The organism is Paludisphaera borealis (assembly GCF_001956985.1).
GTDB lineage: Bacteria > Planctomycetota > Planctomycetia > Isosphaerales > Isosphaeraceae > Paludisphaera > Paludisphaera borealis.
In genome coordinates this window covers 680,253-695,392 of record NZ_CP019082.1, presented here as the reverse complement: position 1 = coordinate 695,392, position 15,140 = coordinate 680,253, and the positions used below count along the sequence as shown (strand labels likewise).

The 15,140-nt window shown below is 64.1% G+C and carries 10 protein-coding genes; 2 read left to right on the top strand and 8 right to left on the bottom strand.

Going from position 1 to position 15,140, the window contains the following annotated elements:
* Positions 1-106: 106 nt before the first annotated feature.
* From BSF38_RS02660 to BSF38_RS02650, 3 genes are all read right to left on the bottom strand, one after another.
* On the bottom strand, positions 107-1,846 hold the full coding sequence (locus tag BSF38_RS02660) for a glycosyltransferase family 39 protein (protein ID WP_145951938.1): 1,740 nt from the start codon (positions 1,844-1,846) through the stop codon (positions 107-109).
* A 25-nt stretch (positions 1,847-1,871) separates the two neighbouring features.
* On the bottom strand, positions 1,872-2,381 hold the full coding sequence (locus tag BSF38_RS02655) for an N-acetyltransferase (RefSeq protein WP_076343331.1): 510 nt from the start codon (positions 2,379-2,381) through the stop codon (positions 1,872-1,874).
* Between the two features lie 188 nt (positions 2,382-2,569).
* Positions 2,570-3,268 (bottom strand): protein-tyrosine phosphatase family protein, encoded by a 699-nt coding sequence (locus BSF38_RS02650; protein WP_083712648.1) that lies wholly within the window; start codon positions 3,266-3,268, stop codon positions 2,570-2,572.
* Positions 3,269-3,602: 334 nt separating this feature from the next.
* On the opposite strand from BSF38_RS02650, the gene BSF38_RS02645 reads away from it, so the two are divergent.
* On the top strand, positions 3,603-5,063 hold the full coding sequence (locus BSF38_RS02645) for a diadenylate cyclase (RefSeq protein WP_076343329.1): 1,461 nt from the start codon (positions 3,603-3,605) through the stop codon (positions 5,061-5,063).
* A gap of 861 nt (positions 5,064-5,924) precedes the next feature.
* Here BSF38_RS02645 and BSF38_RS02635 read toward each other — a convergent pair.
* The 5 genes from BSF38_RS02635 to BSF38_RS02615 form a co-directional block, all read right to left on the bottom strand.
* On the bottom strand, positions 5,925-6,986 hold the full coding sequence (locus tag BSF38_RS02635) for a hypothetical protein (protein WP_076343327.1): 1,062 nt from the start codon (positions 6,984-6,986) through the stop codon (positions 5,925-5,927).
* Between the two features lie 18 nt (positions 6,987-7,004).
* Positions 7,005-9,116 carry a hypothetical protein gene (locus tag BSF38_RS02630; protein WP_076343326.1) on the bottom strand — a complete coding sequence of 704 codons (2,112 nt, stop codon included), beginning with the start codon at positions 9,114-9,116 and terminating at the stop codon, positions 7,005-7,007.
* Between the two features lie 684 nt (positions 9,117-9,800).
* On the bottom strand, positions 9,801-10,610 hold the full coding sequence (locus BSF38_RS02625) for an IS5 family transposase (protein WP_076343325.1): 810 nt from the start codon (positions 10,608-10,610) through the stop codon (positions 9,801-9,803).
* Positions 10,611-10,752: 142 nt separating this feature from the next.
* On the bottom strand, positions 10,753-11,121 hold the full coding sequence (locus BSF38_RS02620; protein ID WP_076343324.1) for an XRE family transcriptional regulator: 369 nt from the start codon (positions 11,119-11,121) through the stop codon (positions 10,753-10,755).
* A gap of 152 nt (positions 11,122-11,273) precedes the next feature.
* Positions 11,274-12,368: a DUF3500 domain-containing protein gene (locus BSF38_RS02615; protein ID WP_076343323.1), complete on the bottom strand. Its 1,095-nt coding sequence runs from the start codon at positions 12,366-12,368 to the stop codon at positions 11,274-11,276.
* Between the two features lie 202 nt (positions 12,369-12,570).
* On the opposite strand from BSF38_RS02615, the gene BSF38_RS02610 reads away from it, so the two are divergent.
* Complete coding sequence (locus BSF38_RS02610; protein ID WP_168189295.1) at positions 12,571-14,937, top strand: PD40 domain-containing protein; 2,367 nt, start codon at positions 12,571-12,573, stop codon at positions 14,935-14,937.
* Positions 14,938-15,140: the final 203 nt, after the last annotated feature.

Sequence of the window (15,140 nt, the reverse complement as noted above, 5' to 3'; positions counted from 1 at the left end):
TCGAAGCGCCAGCGAGTGAATCTCCGTCGGGCCAGGGGAAGCATCCACTCGCTGGCGCTTCGAGCTTGTATCGGGGCAGGCCTTCGCAAGGCCATTTTCTGATCAATCAACGCCCCCGGGCGGCTTCCTGAAGCGCACGGTAGGGGAAGATCCAGACCAGGGGGACGCCGAGTTTATCGACCGTGAACTCGGGGGTCGCCCGGCTGACAAGGGCCCGGTCCCAGGGCGCCCATGCTCCCGGCCGGTTCTGCAGGACGTACCAGGCGGGGGTTCCCAGATCGATGGGAGCCAGGCGGCGGGGGAGCGCCCCGGTCTCGCGCAGGTAGAGCCACGAGGTCGGGAACGTGGCGAACTGGATGGTCTGACCAGGCCGGGTGTTGTCGCGAAGCCAGGCCAGGGCGGCGGGATCGAGCCCGTCCCAGTAGTAGGTCGGCTCCATCCCCAGCCGGACCGCCCCCAGCAAGCCGACGACGATCGGGCTAAAGTAGGCCAGAGGCGTCGGCATCATGACGAGCACGCTCAGAAGTCCTTCCGCCAGGCTGGCCGAGGCGATCCACCTCGACGCCTTCCCCAGCCATTGCCCGATTTGACCGACGCCAAGGCCCGCCAGCAGGGCCAGGACGCCGAACGCCGGCAGAAACAGCCGAACGCCGTCATGCCCCGGCGTGTGCGGAGCGGCCCGGAGGGCCAACAGGAAGAGCCAGTGCCCGAGGATCAAGAGGCCGACGGGCTCCGTCTTGATCCGAGCGACGGCCCGGTAGACTCCGGCCAGGCCCAGAATCAGAAAGCCGACCGGCGTGACGAAGACCGTCCAGACGATCGTGTTGTACCAGGGGAGCGATTCGAGGGGCGTCTGGTAGATCGTCCCCAGGAACTGGACCGGGATCGGGATCGTCCGCCCCCGGGTGAGGTTTGACCGGAAGAATCGAACCAGACCCGTCACCGGCTCGGTCCACCAGGGGGGATTGAGCAGCAAGAGCACGCCGAAACCGACCGCTAGGCCGACGCCGAGCACCCAGAACGCCCGACGGCGGCGGTAAAGGACGGCCCAGACCACGAACGGAATCGGCAGGAACCAGCCCGTCAGCTTCGTGGCCATCGCGCAGCCAAGAATCACGCCGAAGATGAGAACCGATAGCCACTTAAGACGTCGGATGGCCGGTTCGTTGTCGTCCACGGCCGCAACGAACGAGAAGACGGCGAGCAGCCAGAGCGCGCTCAGGACGGCGTCGTACGCGGCGTAGTGTCCATGACCGAAGAGGTTCGGCTGCAACACCCAGGCTCCGGCCGCGACGGCTGCGGCCCACCCTCCCCAACGCCGGGCGACGAAGTGGAATACGGCCCCCGCGCAGAGGCTGAACAGCAAGATCGGGCCCAACCGCGCACGTGGCAAAGTTTGCCAGGTCGGGGCCAGCACATCACCGGCCAGTCCGAGGAGGGCGTAGAATGGCGGGTGGCCGTGCGGCTCCTCGCGGGCGAACGGCCAGAACCAGGCGAGGACGCGCGGGTCGAACAGGAGCTTCGACCGCGTGTCGACCTGGTCGGGCCTCGGGGCCGGCGCGCCGACCTGCTGCACCAGCTCCTCGACGGGAGGAACCCAGGTCGCGGCGAACGCCTGGGGGTCGCGGAGGGCCCGAAACCAGGTCCGCAGCCGGGCCTCGCGGCCCAGGGTGTAGCCCTCGTCCCAGACGATCGCCAGCCTTGGCTCGGCGGCCAGCATGATCGCCAGGGTCGCCAGGCCGACGCCCACGGATACAGCGAGTCGCCGCGGGCGGAGCCGCCCGGGCGATCCGGCGTCGGCCGGCGGGTCGCCCGGGGTGTTTCGACTCGTTGCTGATCCGCTCAAGGACGACGCTCCGCCTTGATGGGGATCAGACCTGGATCAACTGTAACCGGTTCTCAGCGTCGGCGGTCCTCGGCACGGGCTCGTGCGACCGGATCAACGCGACTTCGGTGCAGTTCGGAAAGAGCGGGCAGCGCACGCACTCGTTCCAGATCTTGTGGGGCAGGTCGGCCTTGTCCATCTGCTGGTAACCGCACCGCTCGAAGAACTCGACGGCGTAGGTCAGCGCGAAGACCGAATTGATCTCCAGCTCGCGCGCCTGGTTCCAGCAGGCTTCGACCAGCCCGCGGCCGACCCCGGCCCTTTGAACGTCCTCGGCCACGGCCAGGCATTTCAGCTCGGCCAGGTCTTCCCAGAACACGTGCAAGGCCGCACAACCCACCACCCGATCGTTGTCGTCGATCGCGACCTGAAACTCGCGGATCGACTCGTACAGCTCGCCTAAAGACCTCCGGATCATGACCTTCCGGTCGGCGAACGTGCGGATCAACTCATAGATGGAGGGGACGTCACCAACGCGCGCGGGACGGATGTTCAATAGAGGGAACTCCCTTATCAGCCTCTCGGCCGTCTTTCAGGACCAACGATCGGACGAAAACCACGACGTAAAGGGAGCCACGAAGGACTCCCGACTCATTCCGTCAATTCTAGGGTAAACGGGCTGGGAATCAAGCACGGTTCCGGCGACGGGCGGCCTGGATTCCGTCGGGCCGTCGGCGACGGCGGTCAGCGGCGCATCGCGGCGGGCTGATCGGCGGCCGTCCGGGGTGCCGGGACGCTCTTCGTCGCCAGCTCGGCCGACTTCTCGGCGGCGACGGCGGTCTCCTCGGCGGCCTTCGATTCGCGGAACGGCAGTACGCACTTGTCGTAATAGTTGGTCATCGTGCGGAAGTCGGGCCCGTGGTTGACCGTGACCAACCCGAAACTCGACGCCACCTCGTCGGTCGCCTGTTCAAGCGTCCAGCCGCAATATTTGGTGCGGTAGGCGATCTGCGTCATCGACACACGGTTCAATCCGTGGTGGCAATGAAAGAAGATCGGGTAGTTCGCGGGGTCGTTAAGGACGGCCGCCGCGTCGTCGAGCAGCTCGAAGATGGTCTTGGGCTGTTCTTCCGAGCGCTGGTCGATGATCGGCACATGCACCCAGCGAATGCCCAGTTCCTTGGCCAGCGCGCGCTCCTTGACCGCGATCGCGCTGTCGTAGGGGTGGGCCAGGGCCAGGATCGTCTTGATCTTGCGATCACGGGCGATCTGCCGCATGGGCCATTCCTTCTGCCAGGCGCCTCGATAGATCTTGCCAGGCACGACCTCGGCGAACTGGTTCGGGAAGACGTAGTCGTGGCCGTGCCTCCAGAGGAGGTGGGCCGCAAGAGCCGCAAGACCGATCGACAACGCCAGACGGAACCATTTTCGACGCGTGGACATCAGGTCAAATCTCCCTGCAAGCCGGTTCCCGGACGGTCCGCGGCGACTCGAGGCCCGTTGCCTCCGCGACGACGCCCCCCGCAACGGGTTTGGAGGAGGGCGGCGAATCCTAGCAGTACGGTCCAAAAGCCACAAGGCGGACGGCGGCCCCGACCGGTCGGCGGGGACGACATTCCTTCTCGATCGTCCGCCGTGCGTCCTCAAGTTGAAGAATTCCGATTTCGCGGTTTTTCCGATCGCCAAATCGACGCGGGCTGGTATGCTCGGAACCCTGCCCGGCCTGGGTGGAACAGCCTTGGACGAGAGCCCGAAATAGCCCGAGGGACCGTCGGCTATGAACCTAGCGACATCGAAGTCGATACGATTCGACGCGCCCGTGACGACGCCGGAGCAGCCCGTGCAGGCCCGACCCGACCGCCCCGTGGGCCCGATCTCCAAGGTCGTGGGCCTCTATCAGATGATCATGAGGCGCACGCTCGAGCATTTCTTCCCCGATTCGGTGCTCGAGATCCAGGGCGATCGCAGCATCATCGACTGGGACGGCCTCCTCGCCGAGCCCTCGTACCGCCTCGTGGACGATCCCGACCGGCTGGCGATCGACATCGAGTGGCTGGGTTCGCGGCTCACCTTCCAGCCGGGGAGCCCCGTCCCCCTGCTGGCTTCCGAGCGGCGGATGATCGACGTCATCGTCCGCGCCGTCGACTACCGGTTTCGGGGCCTTTTCGACCAGGAACTCGACAACCGGGTGGAACGGTTCCACTTCGTCACCGAAGACCTGATCATCGCCGACTACCTGGCCGGGGCCAGCCCGTACCGCATCCCCGCCGCCCTCGAAGCCCTCCGCCTGGCGGCGCTCTCGACCTACGAGAACCGCCGCGTGACCACCGGCGCCTTGCTGCTGGGAACAGAGCACGACCCGACGCTGCCGGGCCGCGAAAACCTCGTCGGGGCGCCGCAGTTCAACGCCCGGCTGACCGCAATCAAGGGGTTTCATCGCCTCTGCGACGGCTCCCGGACCGTCTTCGTCGTCGACCGCCAGGGCGAACTCGTGCGAGTCGCCGACATCGGGCAGTGGGCCGAGCAGACCCAGCCGGAATCCCCGCCCGCCCATCTCTGCCCCAGGCTCTACCAGAGCCACGCCCGCGCCACCGTCTCGGGAGGACACGTCTGCCTGGTCCTCACCCCCGCGCAGGACATCAAGATCTTCGCGCATGGCGAACTGATGTTCAGCTTCAGCGACGGCCGTTGGCGGCTGCTCGACATCCCCGCCAAGTTCGCCCTCTGGCGCGAAGCGGTGAAGCATTCCAGCGACGGCGGCCTGGCCCGCCGGCTCTTCCAGGCCGCGCTCAACCTCAGCGCGGCCCGCGTCGGCGCCCTGCTCGTCGTGGTCCGCGACCCCGAGAAGTCGATCGCCCAGCTCATCGCCCCCATCGACCGGATGACCGAGGAGGTCGCCGTCGACGACCCCCAGGACCCCGAGAACCTTTCCCCGCGGCTGGCCAAGCGCGCCCTGCACCACGCCGTCCGCGGCATGAACCTCACCGTGCTCGAACCGACTGTACTGGAATCCATCGCCAGCCTCGACGGCGCCGTCGTGGCCGACCCCGACGGCAATCTCCTTACATTCGGCGCCATCCTCCGGATCTCCGCCGAAACCCTCGAACTCGGCCGCTCCGTCCAGGGTGCCCGCACCCTCGCCGCCCTGGCCGCCTCGCAGCACGGCCCGGTCCTCAAGATCAGCGAGGACGGCTACGTCACCATGTTCCTCAAAGGCCGTCGCGTCTGGGAATTCTGACGGCCCCGTGAATTGGCTTCGTTCGCGCCGAAACCACCCCCTCCACCGCCGAATTCCCCGAACGACCCGCCGCGGAACGTCGCCCGGCGGATTGGCTTCGTTTGCGTCGTTCTTGCCGACCCATCGGCAAGGCTCCAAAACGCAAAGCCGATCCGACACAAGCCTTGCGTCAAAAGCCTCCGCCCTGAAATTGGCTTCGTTCGCCCGCGATCATCCGTTCTCGCCCCGGGAGAAAGTGGCCGAAGGCCGGATGACGATCCGCGCGGTTCGACGTACTCGTCGCGACCGCCGTCCGCCGAAATTGGGTCCGTTCGCGCGCTTTTCGACCGATCCCCCCGCCAACCCAGCCCGCCGTCCGCGCCGCCGGATTGGCTCCGTTCGCGCGCTTTTCCGACAGAATCCTCCGCCCGACCACGCGAAGCGATTGGCTTTGATCGCGCATTTTTCCGAGTCTCGCGAACCCTCGAACCGGCCCCGGCCGATTGGCTCCGTTCGCGCGCTTTTCCCACAAACTTCCTGGGACTTGCCCTCCGTGGAAGCTTGGCTCCGTTCGCGCCTTTCGAAGCCGTCGGCTTCATGCGCCGAAGCGCTTCCCGTTCTCGCCCGACAGCCGAGTTGCGAAAGAGCCGGACGACTCGCAGAGTCCTCCACCTTAAGCATACGACCGAGCGACGGGCTTGATCGACGATTCCTCTCGCCCGCCCGAAACTTGGGCGCGACGAGGTGTGATCGAAACGATCGAGTGACAAGCAGGGATTGCACGGGCTTGACTGGGACGACGCGACTCGAGAACTCGCCTGATTCTCGGCTCAGTGACAGCCTTCGTCGATCTCGCCCAAAGCTCCTAAACATCCCCACGATTTAAGAATAACCCCGTTTCCGATCCTCAAGTGCCTGGATCAAAGCATCGAGGGTTTGTCGCAGGTTAAAAGAAAAGGCTTGTAACAAAGCGGTCGGATACGGCGGGTATTCGGCTGAATGGTGCGCGGAGGTGACGAATTGCGCCGCGGCGAACACTGTGGCGAACAGGTTCATGCCGAAGCGGGTCGCGGGGTCTTTCTCAGGATTAGTCGGCCGGGAGAGGATAGTGGTCAGAGCGTCTGAGGGCGGGACAACATCCGCGAGCACACCGAGTGCGCAGGCAAGCTTCTTGCCAACATCACGTGCATTATCGGGCGTGGTCTTGTAACCCAGTCGGATCAGCCGCGCGACTATTGATCGCCCCTCTCGCGCGCTGGGGCGGTAGGATCTCGCAGACTGCATCTGCTGCTCGCAGAATGCAAGTGCGTACAGCAGGAGGTCGGCATACTTCTCCGGCCCAGAGGTGGCAGCCGCCGGGTCTCGCTTCTTGTCTGTCGGCTGCCGGATCAGGTCGAAGAACGCCTTATGAGCCTCCTTATCATGCGTGTGCGTCCAGGCCAGCTGATTCGCCAGCGCCAAGTCTATGCGGCACAGCATCTCTTGGATCTCGTCAATGCGCGACTCCTCGGCGTCAAGGCCGGACCTAGCGGTCCAGAACAGATCCTCAACGTCGATGGTGGAGTTCAGTCCTCCCTGCATCGGAAACCATTCGGGCAGGGCGACGAACGACGAGATCTGGTTGAGTTGGAACGGCTCAACACTCAAGAGCAGTAAAACCAACGGGCTGTCGTCACCGAGACCCGACCGTGGCACCGACTCAATTCGCTCGCGATTCCGCTCGATCAGCCGGCAGAGGTCGCCCATAATGGCGTTTCCGTGCTGGAAGCCCTCGCGAACTACTAAGGGCACGACGGGCAGGTCGCCGCGTCGGGCGCAGATCCGCTCGGCGAAGCCCTCGCGGTCGCGCGGCATCTGATACCAGAAGGCTACGACGCTCTGGCCCGCGTGCTCTTGGCGGCTGCGATCGATCAACTCTAGCAAGCGTTCGGGGCTTAGTATCATCGTCGCCGGCTCCTCTCGTCATGGATGGATGGCGGGCCGGATCGGGTACGCGATGCGGGCCAGCAGGGGAATGCACGGCCGTACTTGGTCGCCCTGCATCACCAGAAAGTTGGCCTCACTCGCCGTCCGCACAAGTCCCGCCGCGTCCGTAGGGGACGGCGACTGCTCAACAAGTTGACGGAAGCGGTCGAACGGGCACAACATGGTAACCGGGTCCTCCCGGACGATGTGTTGCAGTGACCTGACAACGGTATGAATCCAGCGGTCGCTATGGCGGTCGGTGCGGGCGAGCGTCGCCTGCAGGAAGTTACGAAAGAATTCGTACTCTCGACTACGGTGAATCGCCTCAGGAGTAAGGCGGCATCTAGCAAACGCGTGGAAGTCATCGCCCGTGAGCGTTAGGCCCGCAGCGCGCCGCCCCTCAGTGATCAGCCAGTCGAACAGGTCGGTCAGCAGGTTCACCGTCAGATAAGGGTGCCCACCGGTCTCGGCGAAGAGGGAGTTGATGAACGTCGGGTCGAGTTGCACGAGATCTCGCAGAACTCGGTGGAGCAGGTGCGCGAACTCCGAATCCACGGCGCCCAATGAGTGAGCAAACAGCGGAAAGTGGTCGAGCACCACGTATGGACTGAACTGATTGTGCTCCATCAAGATATAGTGTGCGTCGGGTTGCATGCCGATCATCAGCAACAGGTTCTCGCGGGAGAACTCCACGAGTTGGTTAAGTAGAGGCAGCGCCACATCGTAGCGGATGCTCTCATCCTTACGGTCGGCGATTCGGAGCTGGTCGAAGAGGAGTTCATACTCATCAAGGACAAATATTGTCCGCTTGCCCGGCTCGATTTGCCCGTGGGAGTACTTCTCGATAACCTCTTTAAAGAAGTCATTTGATAAGGGCTTGCCGACGTGCAGAGCTTCTTTAAAGCTCTCCGCGAAAATGTGGTCGTTGGGCGACTGCCCGGTTGGCTGCATCGTCTGGTTAACGACTTTGGTGTTGCCGCTGGGATGTAGGTCGAAGCTGGCGGCTGTAGTCTTCCCGCTGCGACGTATGCTGCACCAGAGCCGGATGCCCGTATCGCGTTCGAACGAGCGGAGCAGGTTCCTAACACTGTGCCGTATGACCCGGAAAGTGGCGTGGAGGAATGGATTGTTTAGCGGGAAGTGACGGGCGTAGTTGTATGACAGCGGCGCGTTCCAACCCTTATCGCCGGATATCCGGGAAATAACTTGAGTGAGGATTCCCTGGGCCTGCCCTGTGGTGTTCTCAGGGTCTGATAATGCGGTGTTGATTAGGACGCCCTTGAGAGTACTTTGATTCTCGGCCCACTCTTGGAGCTGGTGCGTCAGCGAACCCGCTATCACTGAGACAGCTCGCTCGCTCGAGTTCCTGAGATCCACCTCACGGACCTCGTTAGGGTTGAGGAAGCAATGAATCTCAAGGAATCTTAGGTGGTCCTGAATACTCGGTAATTCGAGGATCAAGTCGAGTCTATTCACGCGCAACTCGTACTCGCCGCTGGTGGGCAAGAGGGCTTGATTCTGGGGAGCGTCACGGATGACCCGGTCGATCGCTTCGAGCACTGGTGCCACAACGTCGCGCATCGAGTCGCGGAACTGACTGTGTCCGAGAACTTGGAGGAGTTGATGGACGTGCCCAGGCATGAGGAAGGCTAAGGAATGGACCCACCAGCGCTTATTATTCTCCAAGGACTGAGAGCCCTCTTGGTCGCCGAACCGCGTCTCTCCGTAGCCCTGGAGGATTCCGATCAGCATGCTCGAGCAGACTCGTCGCGCCGCTAGCCCGCGCGCGGCATATGGCGAACTCCGGGCCACGGCCACATACGACTCGAACGGCAGGTCGAGAAACCTCTGCAGCCCGCTGACCGAGATCCGAATCGCCTGGTCATAAGCCGAATGCTTAATTTTATAATTATACCCCTTGGCGAAAACTTCCGTGCTGTGGCGGGAAAATTCACGCTCAATCGTCGCTAGGGGCCGTTTGTCATTGGGCTCCATTTCGAGCGACGAAAGAGTTCGCTCGAAGACCTCGCCGATTAGATTCCGGTAGCTGTACGACCAGTCGAAGATCCAGTGGTCACGCAGTTCGTTGAGTCGGTAGCTAAGATCCATGAGCAGGTCGACCGACCCACCGTTTTGTTTGGGCGTCGGGGGCCCGTTAACGACCGGCCGGCCGGCTGGATCGGTCGGCTCGTCTCGTGAAGATGCTGGCGGCCTGATGGGTTCCTTTGATTGTCGCAACTTTTCATGCAGAAGCGGCTCAAGCCTTCGCTTCTGTGTGCGAGGGAAGCTGTTACACGCTGCGACTAAGTACGCCTTAAGTCCGAGGCATTGCTTCGGGCCTAGATGTTCAAGGAACAGCCGGAACCGGTTCTCGGCTTCCCGTGTTCTGTCGGGGGCGTCGGGCGTGATACGGCCAATGATCTCTTGAATTTCCCATGTCAGCTCAAGCAATTCCTGATTTATCACGTCGGGCTGCTTTGCGAGGTCGAGCCGGTATTTGCCTTGCTAAGTGCAGGGTGAGACGACTCAGAAGAGGGATGAAATCTGCAGATTTGGCCCGACCGGGGCTGGTGGAACGGAGCCGGAGATTCCACGGCCGGTCCATGGAGTAACAGCTTCGCTCTCCCAATAGTTGCCGCCATGACGGGCTCTTTCAAGTCTGCAGGCCAAACCGGGTCGCGTTTCCGCACGGGGCGCGGGAAGGGCTTCCACGATGGGCCGGAGCATCAAAGGGGAGCATCAAAGGGGTCGGAGCATCAAAGGGGTCAGGAGTCGTTTCTGGCGTAGAGCGTGTTATGCACTTGTTGCCAGGAGCGGAGCGGCTTTGCGGAGCATGAGGAAGCTGAAGGCGATGAAGTTCATGCCGGCGAGGACTTCGGGCAGGCGTTCGTAGTCCTTGGCGAGGCGTCGGAATCGCGTCAGCCATGCGAACGAACGCTCCACCACCCATCGCCTCGGCAACAGGACGAAGCCTCGCTTGGCCTCGGGCAGCTTCACGACTTCCAGGCGAATCCCGTGGTCGGCCGCGGCACTCTCCGCCGCCTCGCCCGTGTAGCCCTGGTCGACGAACGCGACTTCCACCGAATCGCCGGTGGCCGCCTGGACGGCCTCGCACAGCTCGGCGACTTGCGTCCGGTCGTCGTCGTTGGCGGGCGTCACGCCCAGCGCCAGCAAATGCCCGAGCGTGTCCACGGCGATATGAACTTTCGACCCCTTGATCTTCTTGTGACCGTTGTAGCCGGCGCGGTTGCCGCTCTCGGGCGTGGAGCGGAGCGTTCGGCTGTCGAGAACAGCCGCCGAGGGCTGGGCCTTGCGATCCTTGGCGAGACGGATCGTGACCCGCAGATCCGAGACGACGGCCTCGAAGCAGCCGGCGTCGATCCAACGACGAGCCTGCTGGTAGACCGCGTGCCAGGGAGGAAAATCGGCGGGCAGATAACGCCAGGGGGCGCCGCTGCGGGAGAGCCAACGAAGGCCGTCGAACAGATCGCGAAGGTTGTAGACGCGCTGCGCGGCGTCCTCGCGCACCAGGCAGAGATAGGGAAGCACGAACTGCCACTCCGCATCGGTCGCGTCGCTCGGATAGGGCTTGTGGGTGATCATGCCTATCCTACGCCCTGCACTGGACTAAAGTTCATAACACGCTCTAAGCATCAAAGGGGTCAGGAGTCGTTTCTGGCGTAGGCTCGTCTCGGAAAACAGCTCTGACTCACCTGCCCCGTCTGCCTCTTGAGGAGGTGGAGAGTTAATGGGTCGACGTGCCGTCTCCGCTCGGGCACATCTCGACGCCCGCGCGGTTCTTGGAGCCGAGACCCCGGAACTGATTGATCTTCACGTCCTGGTTGGGGAAGCGCGCGATGATCTCCAGAGTTCCGCCCACGGACTCGATGTAGTCCCGCAACGTGCTCACGAACATGTCGGCGCGACGTTCGAGCTTGGACACCGCGGCCTGCTTGACGTTGAGCTTCTTGGCGACTTCCTTCTGGGACTGCTTGCGGGCTTCCCGCAACTGCCACAACGTCACCTCTTCCACCAATTCGGCGATCCGCTTCTCGATGGCGGCGCGCTCTTCCTCGGGCAGCTTGGCGACGAAATCCTCTAGACGGATCGGCATGACCACCTCACTTCTTCAGGCGTTCCAGGTGCCGGCGGAAGCGTTCGTTTGACGTAAAAGCCGATGGTTCCACGTATTCCAATCGGAGCACGTGAAACCATCGCTCGAATCACATTCGACGGCTCACCGGACAGGCTCGCAATCCGTTCGGGTCACTTCGAGTGGCCGTGCTCGGCGGTGGCCGACTCGTAATGCTTCTTCAGCAGGTCGTCGCCGAAGTCGTCCTCGAAGTCGCGCCAGACGCTGTGGACGTGGTTGGCGTTGTTCTGGGTGTTGTCGTACTCGATCAGGAACGTCGGGCCCTGGATGCGGTAGTAGTGGGGCTCGCCGCGCTCCAGGCCGCCGGCCCAGGCGAAGCCGACCTTGTCGACGCCCGCCTTGAGGATCTTGCCCAGGTCGTCAGCGGCCATCTCGGGGCGAAGCCGCTCCGCGTAGAGGACGACGATCGAGTTCAAGAGTTCCTTCTGCTCGGCGTTGAGGTCCGTCATCATCACGCCGGCCGGCTTGAGCGGCGTGGCCTTGCGGGCGGCGAGGGTGAGGATGTCCTTCGGGGCCACGATCTCGACGAGCCCCTTGGCGCGCTGGCCCGAGTCGAGGGATTTGACGAGCTTCCGCGCGAGGTCCTCTTCTTCGCCGAGAACGCGAAGTCCCTGGCGAGGCCCGGCCTTGACCTCGGCGGGGTTGGTCCCCATGAACGTCGGGCCGCCGGCCACGCCCTTGTCGCCGACGATGGTGAAGTTCAGCGACAGGTGGTGGCCTTCAAAGCGCCAGCCCCAGGGTTCCTTGGCGCCGAACGAGTCCGGATTGCCGAAGATGTTGAAGTAATACAGCTCCGGGTCCCGGACCGGACCTTTCCCTTGCTCGATCGACGCCAGGATCTGCTCAAGGCTGACGATCGACTCCGCCTTGATGAAGCCGCTCTGGCTCAGGCCGCTGGCGAGAAGGGCGGTGGCCAGGGCCTTCTGGTCGCCCGACATCTCCTTCAAGGGCAGGCCCTTGCGGGGCCTCGGGATGAAGTGCCAGTCGTAGCGGAGCGCGTCCTTGAAGTCGAACCCGATCTTGGTCTTCTGCTCCGGGGTGAGCGACGCCCAGAGGTTCCTGGCCGCCCCCGCCATCTCGCGGGCGGCCTTCGCGGCCGGCTTTTCGTGCGTGTGGGTCCCGGGACCGTCGTGGGCCGCCGCCAGGGTCGCATGGCAGTAGAGCGCCGCGATCGTTATCGCGAGCAAGAGGCTTCGAACGCGTGACATCGCGGATGCTCCAGGAGAAGAATGATTGGTGAACGTCTCCGTCGCCCATGATACCAGACCGGCGATCGAAGTCATCCCGCCCGTGGACGAGGCTTCGGCGCCGCCGCAACCGTCGCGACGAAAGGCCCATCCATTGAAAACCATGAACCACGACTTCCGTAGGCTCTTTGAGCGGAAAACTGTCGGACGGCTCTCGGCCGGCATGGTACTCAAGAAAGCACTCGTCAACATGACCCTGATGGCGCTCGGCTTCGCGGGGGTGGGATTTGCGTATTGCGCGGTCGCCTCGGGTTCGCGGGAGGCCGAGGCAGAGCCCCAAGCAGCGGCGGCGGAGCCGGCTGTTCCTCGCGACCGCGATGCGCCCGAGGTGCAACTCCGCAACGAGAGCCGGTCGGTTCTGGAGAAGGCCCTGGCGAGCGTCCGCACGGTCGAGGATCTCGAGCAGCGCGTCTGGCTCCTCTGCGAGATCGCCCGCCTGCAAGCCCGGGCGGGGCTCGCCGACGCACTCGAAGGAACCCTGAAAACGGCGATCGAGGCGGCTCAGGAAACCGAGAGCGAGCACCGACTGATCGACGTGGCCGAGGCCCTGGCCCGGTCCGGCGACTTCAAGACGGCCGTGGAACTCGTCGACCCGCTCGCCCTCAACCGCGACTACGGCCTGAATCATGTGGCGGCGGCGATGGCCGGCGCCGGCGACGTCAACGGGGCACTTCGGGTGGCGGGGACGATCCGGAACGAAAGCTCCAGGAGCGAAGCCCTTCAACGCATCGCGATCGCGCAAGCGGAGGGCGGCGACATGAAGGGGGCCCAAACGACCGTCGCGAAGATCTCGGATGCCGCCGTTCTGGCCGAGGTGTTGACGGCCATCGCGGCCCGGCAGTATCGCGCCAAGGACCCGGCGGCCGCCCTGAGTCTGGAACACGCGCGGCGGGCCGCCGACAAGATCCCCCCGTTCGTCGGCGACCGACGCGAGCCGACCGACTCCAGAGCGAGCGCTCTCGCCGCGATTGCGGGCGTCCTGGCCGGTTCCGGCGCCACCGAGGAGGCCCGAAAAGTCGCCGGCGAAATCGCGAAGGCCCCGTGGGACGACATCGCCCGGAGGAATATCGCCGCCGCGCAGGCCGGACGCGGGGAGATCGAGGCCGCCTTGCAGACGGCGGAGAACATCCACGGCGCCTACGAAAAAGGCGAGGCCCTCAACGACGTCGTGACCGCCCAGGTCGCGGCGAACGACCTCGACGCCGCGCGCACGCTCGCCTCCAGAATCGAGCCGGGTCGCTGGCGCGTCGACGCCCTGCTCGCGATCGCCAAGGGGCAGTACCGTTCGGGCCGGCGCAAGGAAGCCTGGGGGATCTTCGAGGCGGCCCGGCGCGAGGCCGAACGCCTGGTGGACGACCCACGAGTCGGGAACGTCAAACCCGCCGCGCTCGGACGTCTCGCCAGCGCGCAGGCCGAAGTGAGGGAAGAGAAGGCCGCCCTGGCCTGGATCGACGACCTGGCTTCGCCGTCAGCCAAGGCGTGGTCCTTGTGGGGGCTGGCGGAAGAATTGGCCGGACGGCTGCCGGCGAGTCCGCCCCCCAAGATAAGAATCCTGGTCTCCACTCCAAAGGTCGACGAACCGGCTGCGGAGCACGCTCCGAAACCGATCACGACGTTCCGCGGCAAGATCGTGCTGTTCGGAACCAGGCGCGCGGTCGGCGGCGAAGCCCAACGGATCGAAATGATCAACCCCGACGGGACGGGATTGGAGACGATCCTGACCCTGGACAAGGGACAGGCGATTCACGCCGGCCGCGTTTCACCCGACGGCAAGCGCCTGGCGTTCAGCGCCTCGCAGGCCGGGACGCGGCGCCCGGATCTATGGTCGGTGACGACGGACCGCGTGCGCCGGAAAATCGCCGACGACATCATCGTCGTCGCCTGGTCGCCCGACGGGCGCCGCCTCGCCGCCATTCGCGACACGGACCCGAATACTCCGGGTCGAGAAAACCTCATCCTCGACGTCGAAACCGGTCGCGAGCAGCGACTGCCGATCCCGGAGACCGACGCGGTGGAGGATTGGTCGCCCGATGGAGAGACGCTGACCGCGATGGCGGCCAACGTAGGCAAGGTGTTCGAACATCCCACGAAAGGAACCTATCCGCTCCGGCAGATCTACCTCATGCATCCCGACGGGACCGGCCGCGCGCGCCTGACGAGCAGGCCGTTGGCCGATAATCTCGACGCCCGCTTCTCCCCGGACGGAAGCCGAGTCACCTACTTCCAGAGGCGGCATCCCAACAACCTCGTGATGCACTTCGCCGTCGTACAACGGCGAGACGGTGCCGACGCCAGAGATCTGGCGCAGTTCAACGAGATCTATAAGGGAAACCGGCACTACAAACCGAACGGCCCGCCGTGCTGGTCGCCCGACGGGAAATCCGTCGTCTGGTTCATCCCGAGGAGAAAGCTTGATTCCAGCACAATGAGGATCGAACTCCTCATCCTCTCCGTGGAGACGGGCCAGGCCAACCGGCTCGACCTCCATCAGCGCGGGCTCGAATGGGTTCAGGCGCTCGACTGGCGGTGAGCAGTCGCCCCGGCTCCCCACTTTCTTTCGGCACGCTCGGCGACGGCCAAAACGAGGCCGCGTGTTCGAAAACCAGTCGATGACGAAACAGCTTCAACCATTCTTGGCCCGATTCTCAATTATTTTCTTGCAACACGATCCAATTAACCTATTATGCGAAGCCTGTCCGCAAATCACTTCGCGAAAACACCAGCGATCGGTTC

Excerpts from the sequence above, each read along its gene's own strand:
- BSF38_RS02650 (WP_083712648.1), bottom strand. The coding sequence starts at position 3,268 with ATGTCCACGCGTCGAAAATGGTTCCGTCTGGCGTTGTCGATCGGTCTT.
- BSF38_RS02645 (WP_076343329.1), top strand. The coding sequence starts at position 3,603 with ATGAACCTAGCGACATCGAAGTCGATACGATTCGACGCGCCCGTGACG.
- BSF38_RS02635 (WP_076343327.1), bottom strand. The coding sequence starts at position 6,986 with ATGATACTAAGCCCCGAACGCTTGCTAGAGTTGATCGATCGCAGCCGC.
- BSF38_RS02630 (WP_076343326.1), bottom strand. The coding sequence starts at position 9,116 with ATGGATCTTAGCTACCGACTCAACGAACTGCGTGACCACTGGATCTTC.
- BSF38_RS02625 (WP_076343325.1), bottom strand. The coding sequence starts at position 10,610 with ATGATCACCCACAAGCCCTATCCGAGCGACGCGACCGATGCGGAGTGG.
- BSF38_RS02620 (WP_076343324.1), bottom strand. The coding sequence starts at position 11,121 with ATGCCGATCCGTCTAGAGGATTTCGTCGCCAAGCTGCCCGAGGAAGAG.
- BSF38_RS02615 (WP_076343323.1), bottom strand. The coding sequence starts at position 12,368 with ATGTCACGCGTTCGAAGCCTCTTGCTCGCGATAACGATCGCGGCGCTC.
- BSF38_RS02610 (WP_168189295.1), top strand. The coding sequence starts at position 12,571 with ATGGTACTCAAGAAAGCACTCGTCAACATGACCCTGATGGCGCTCGGC.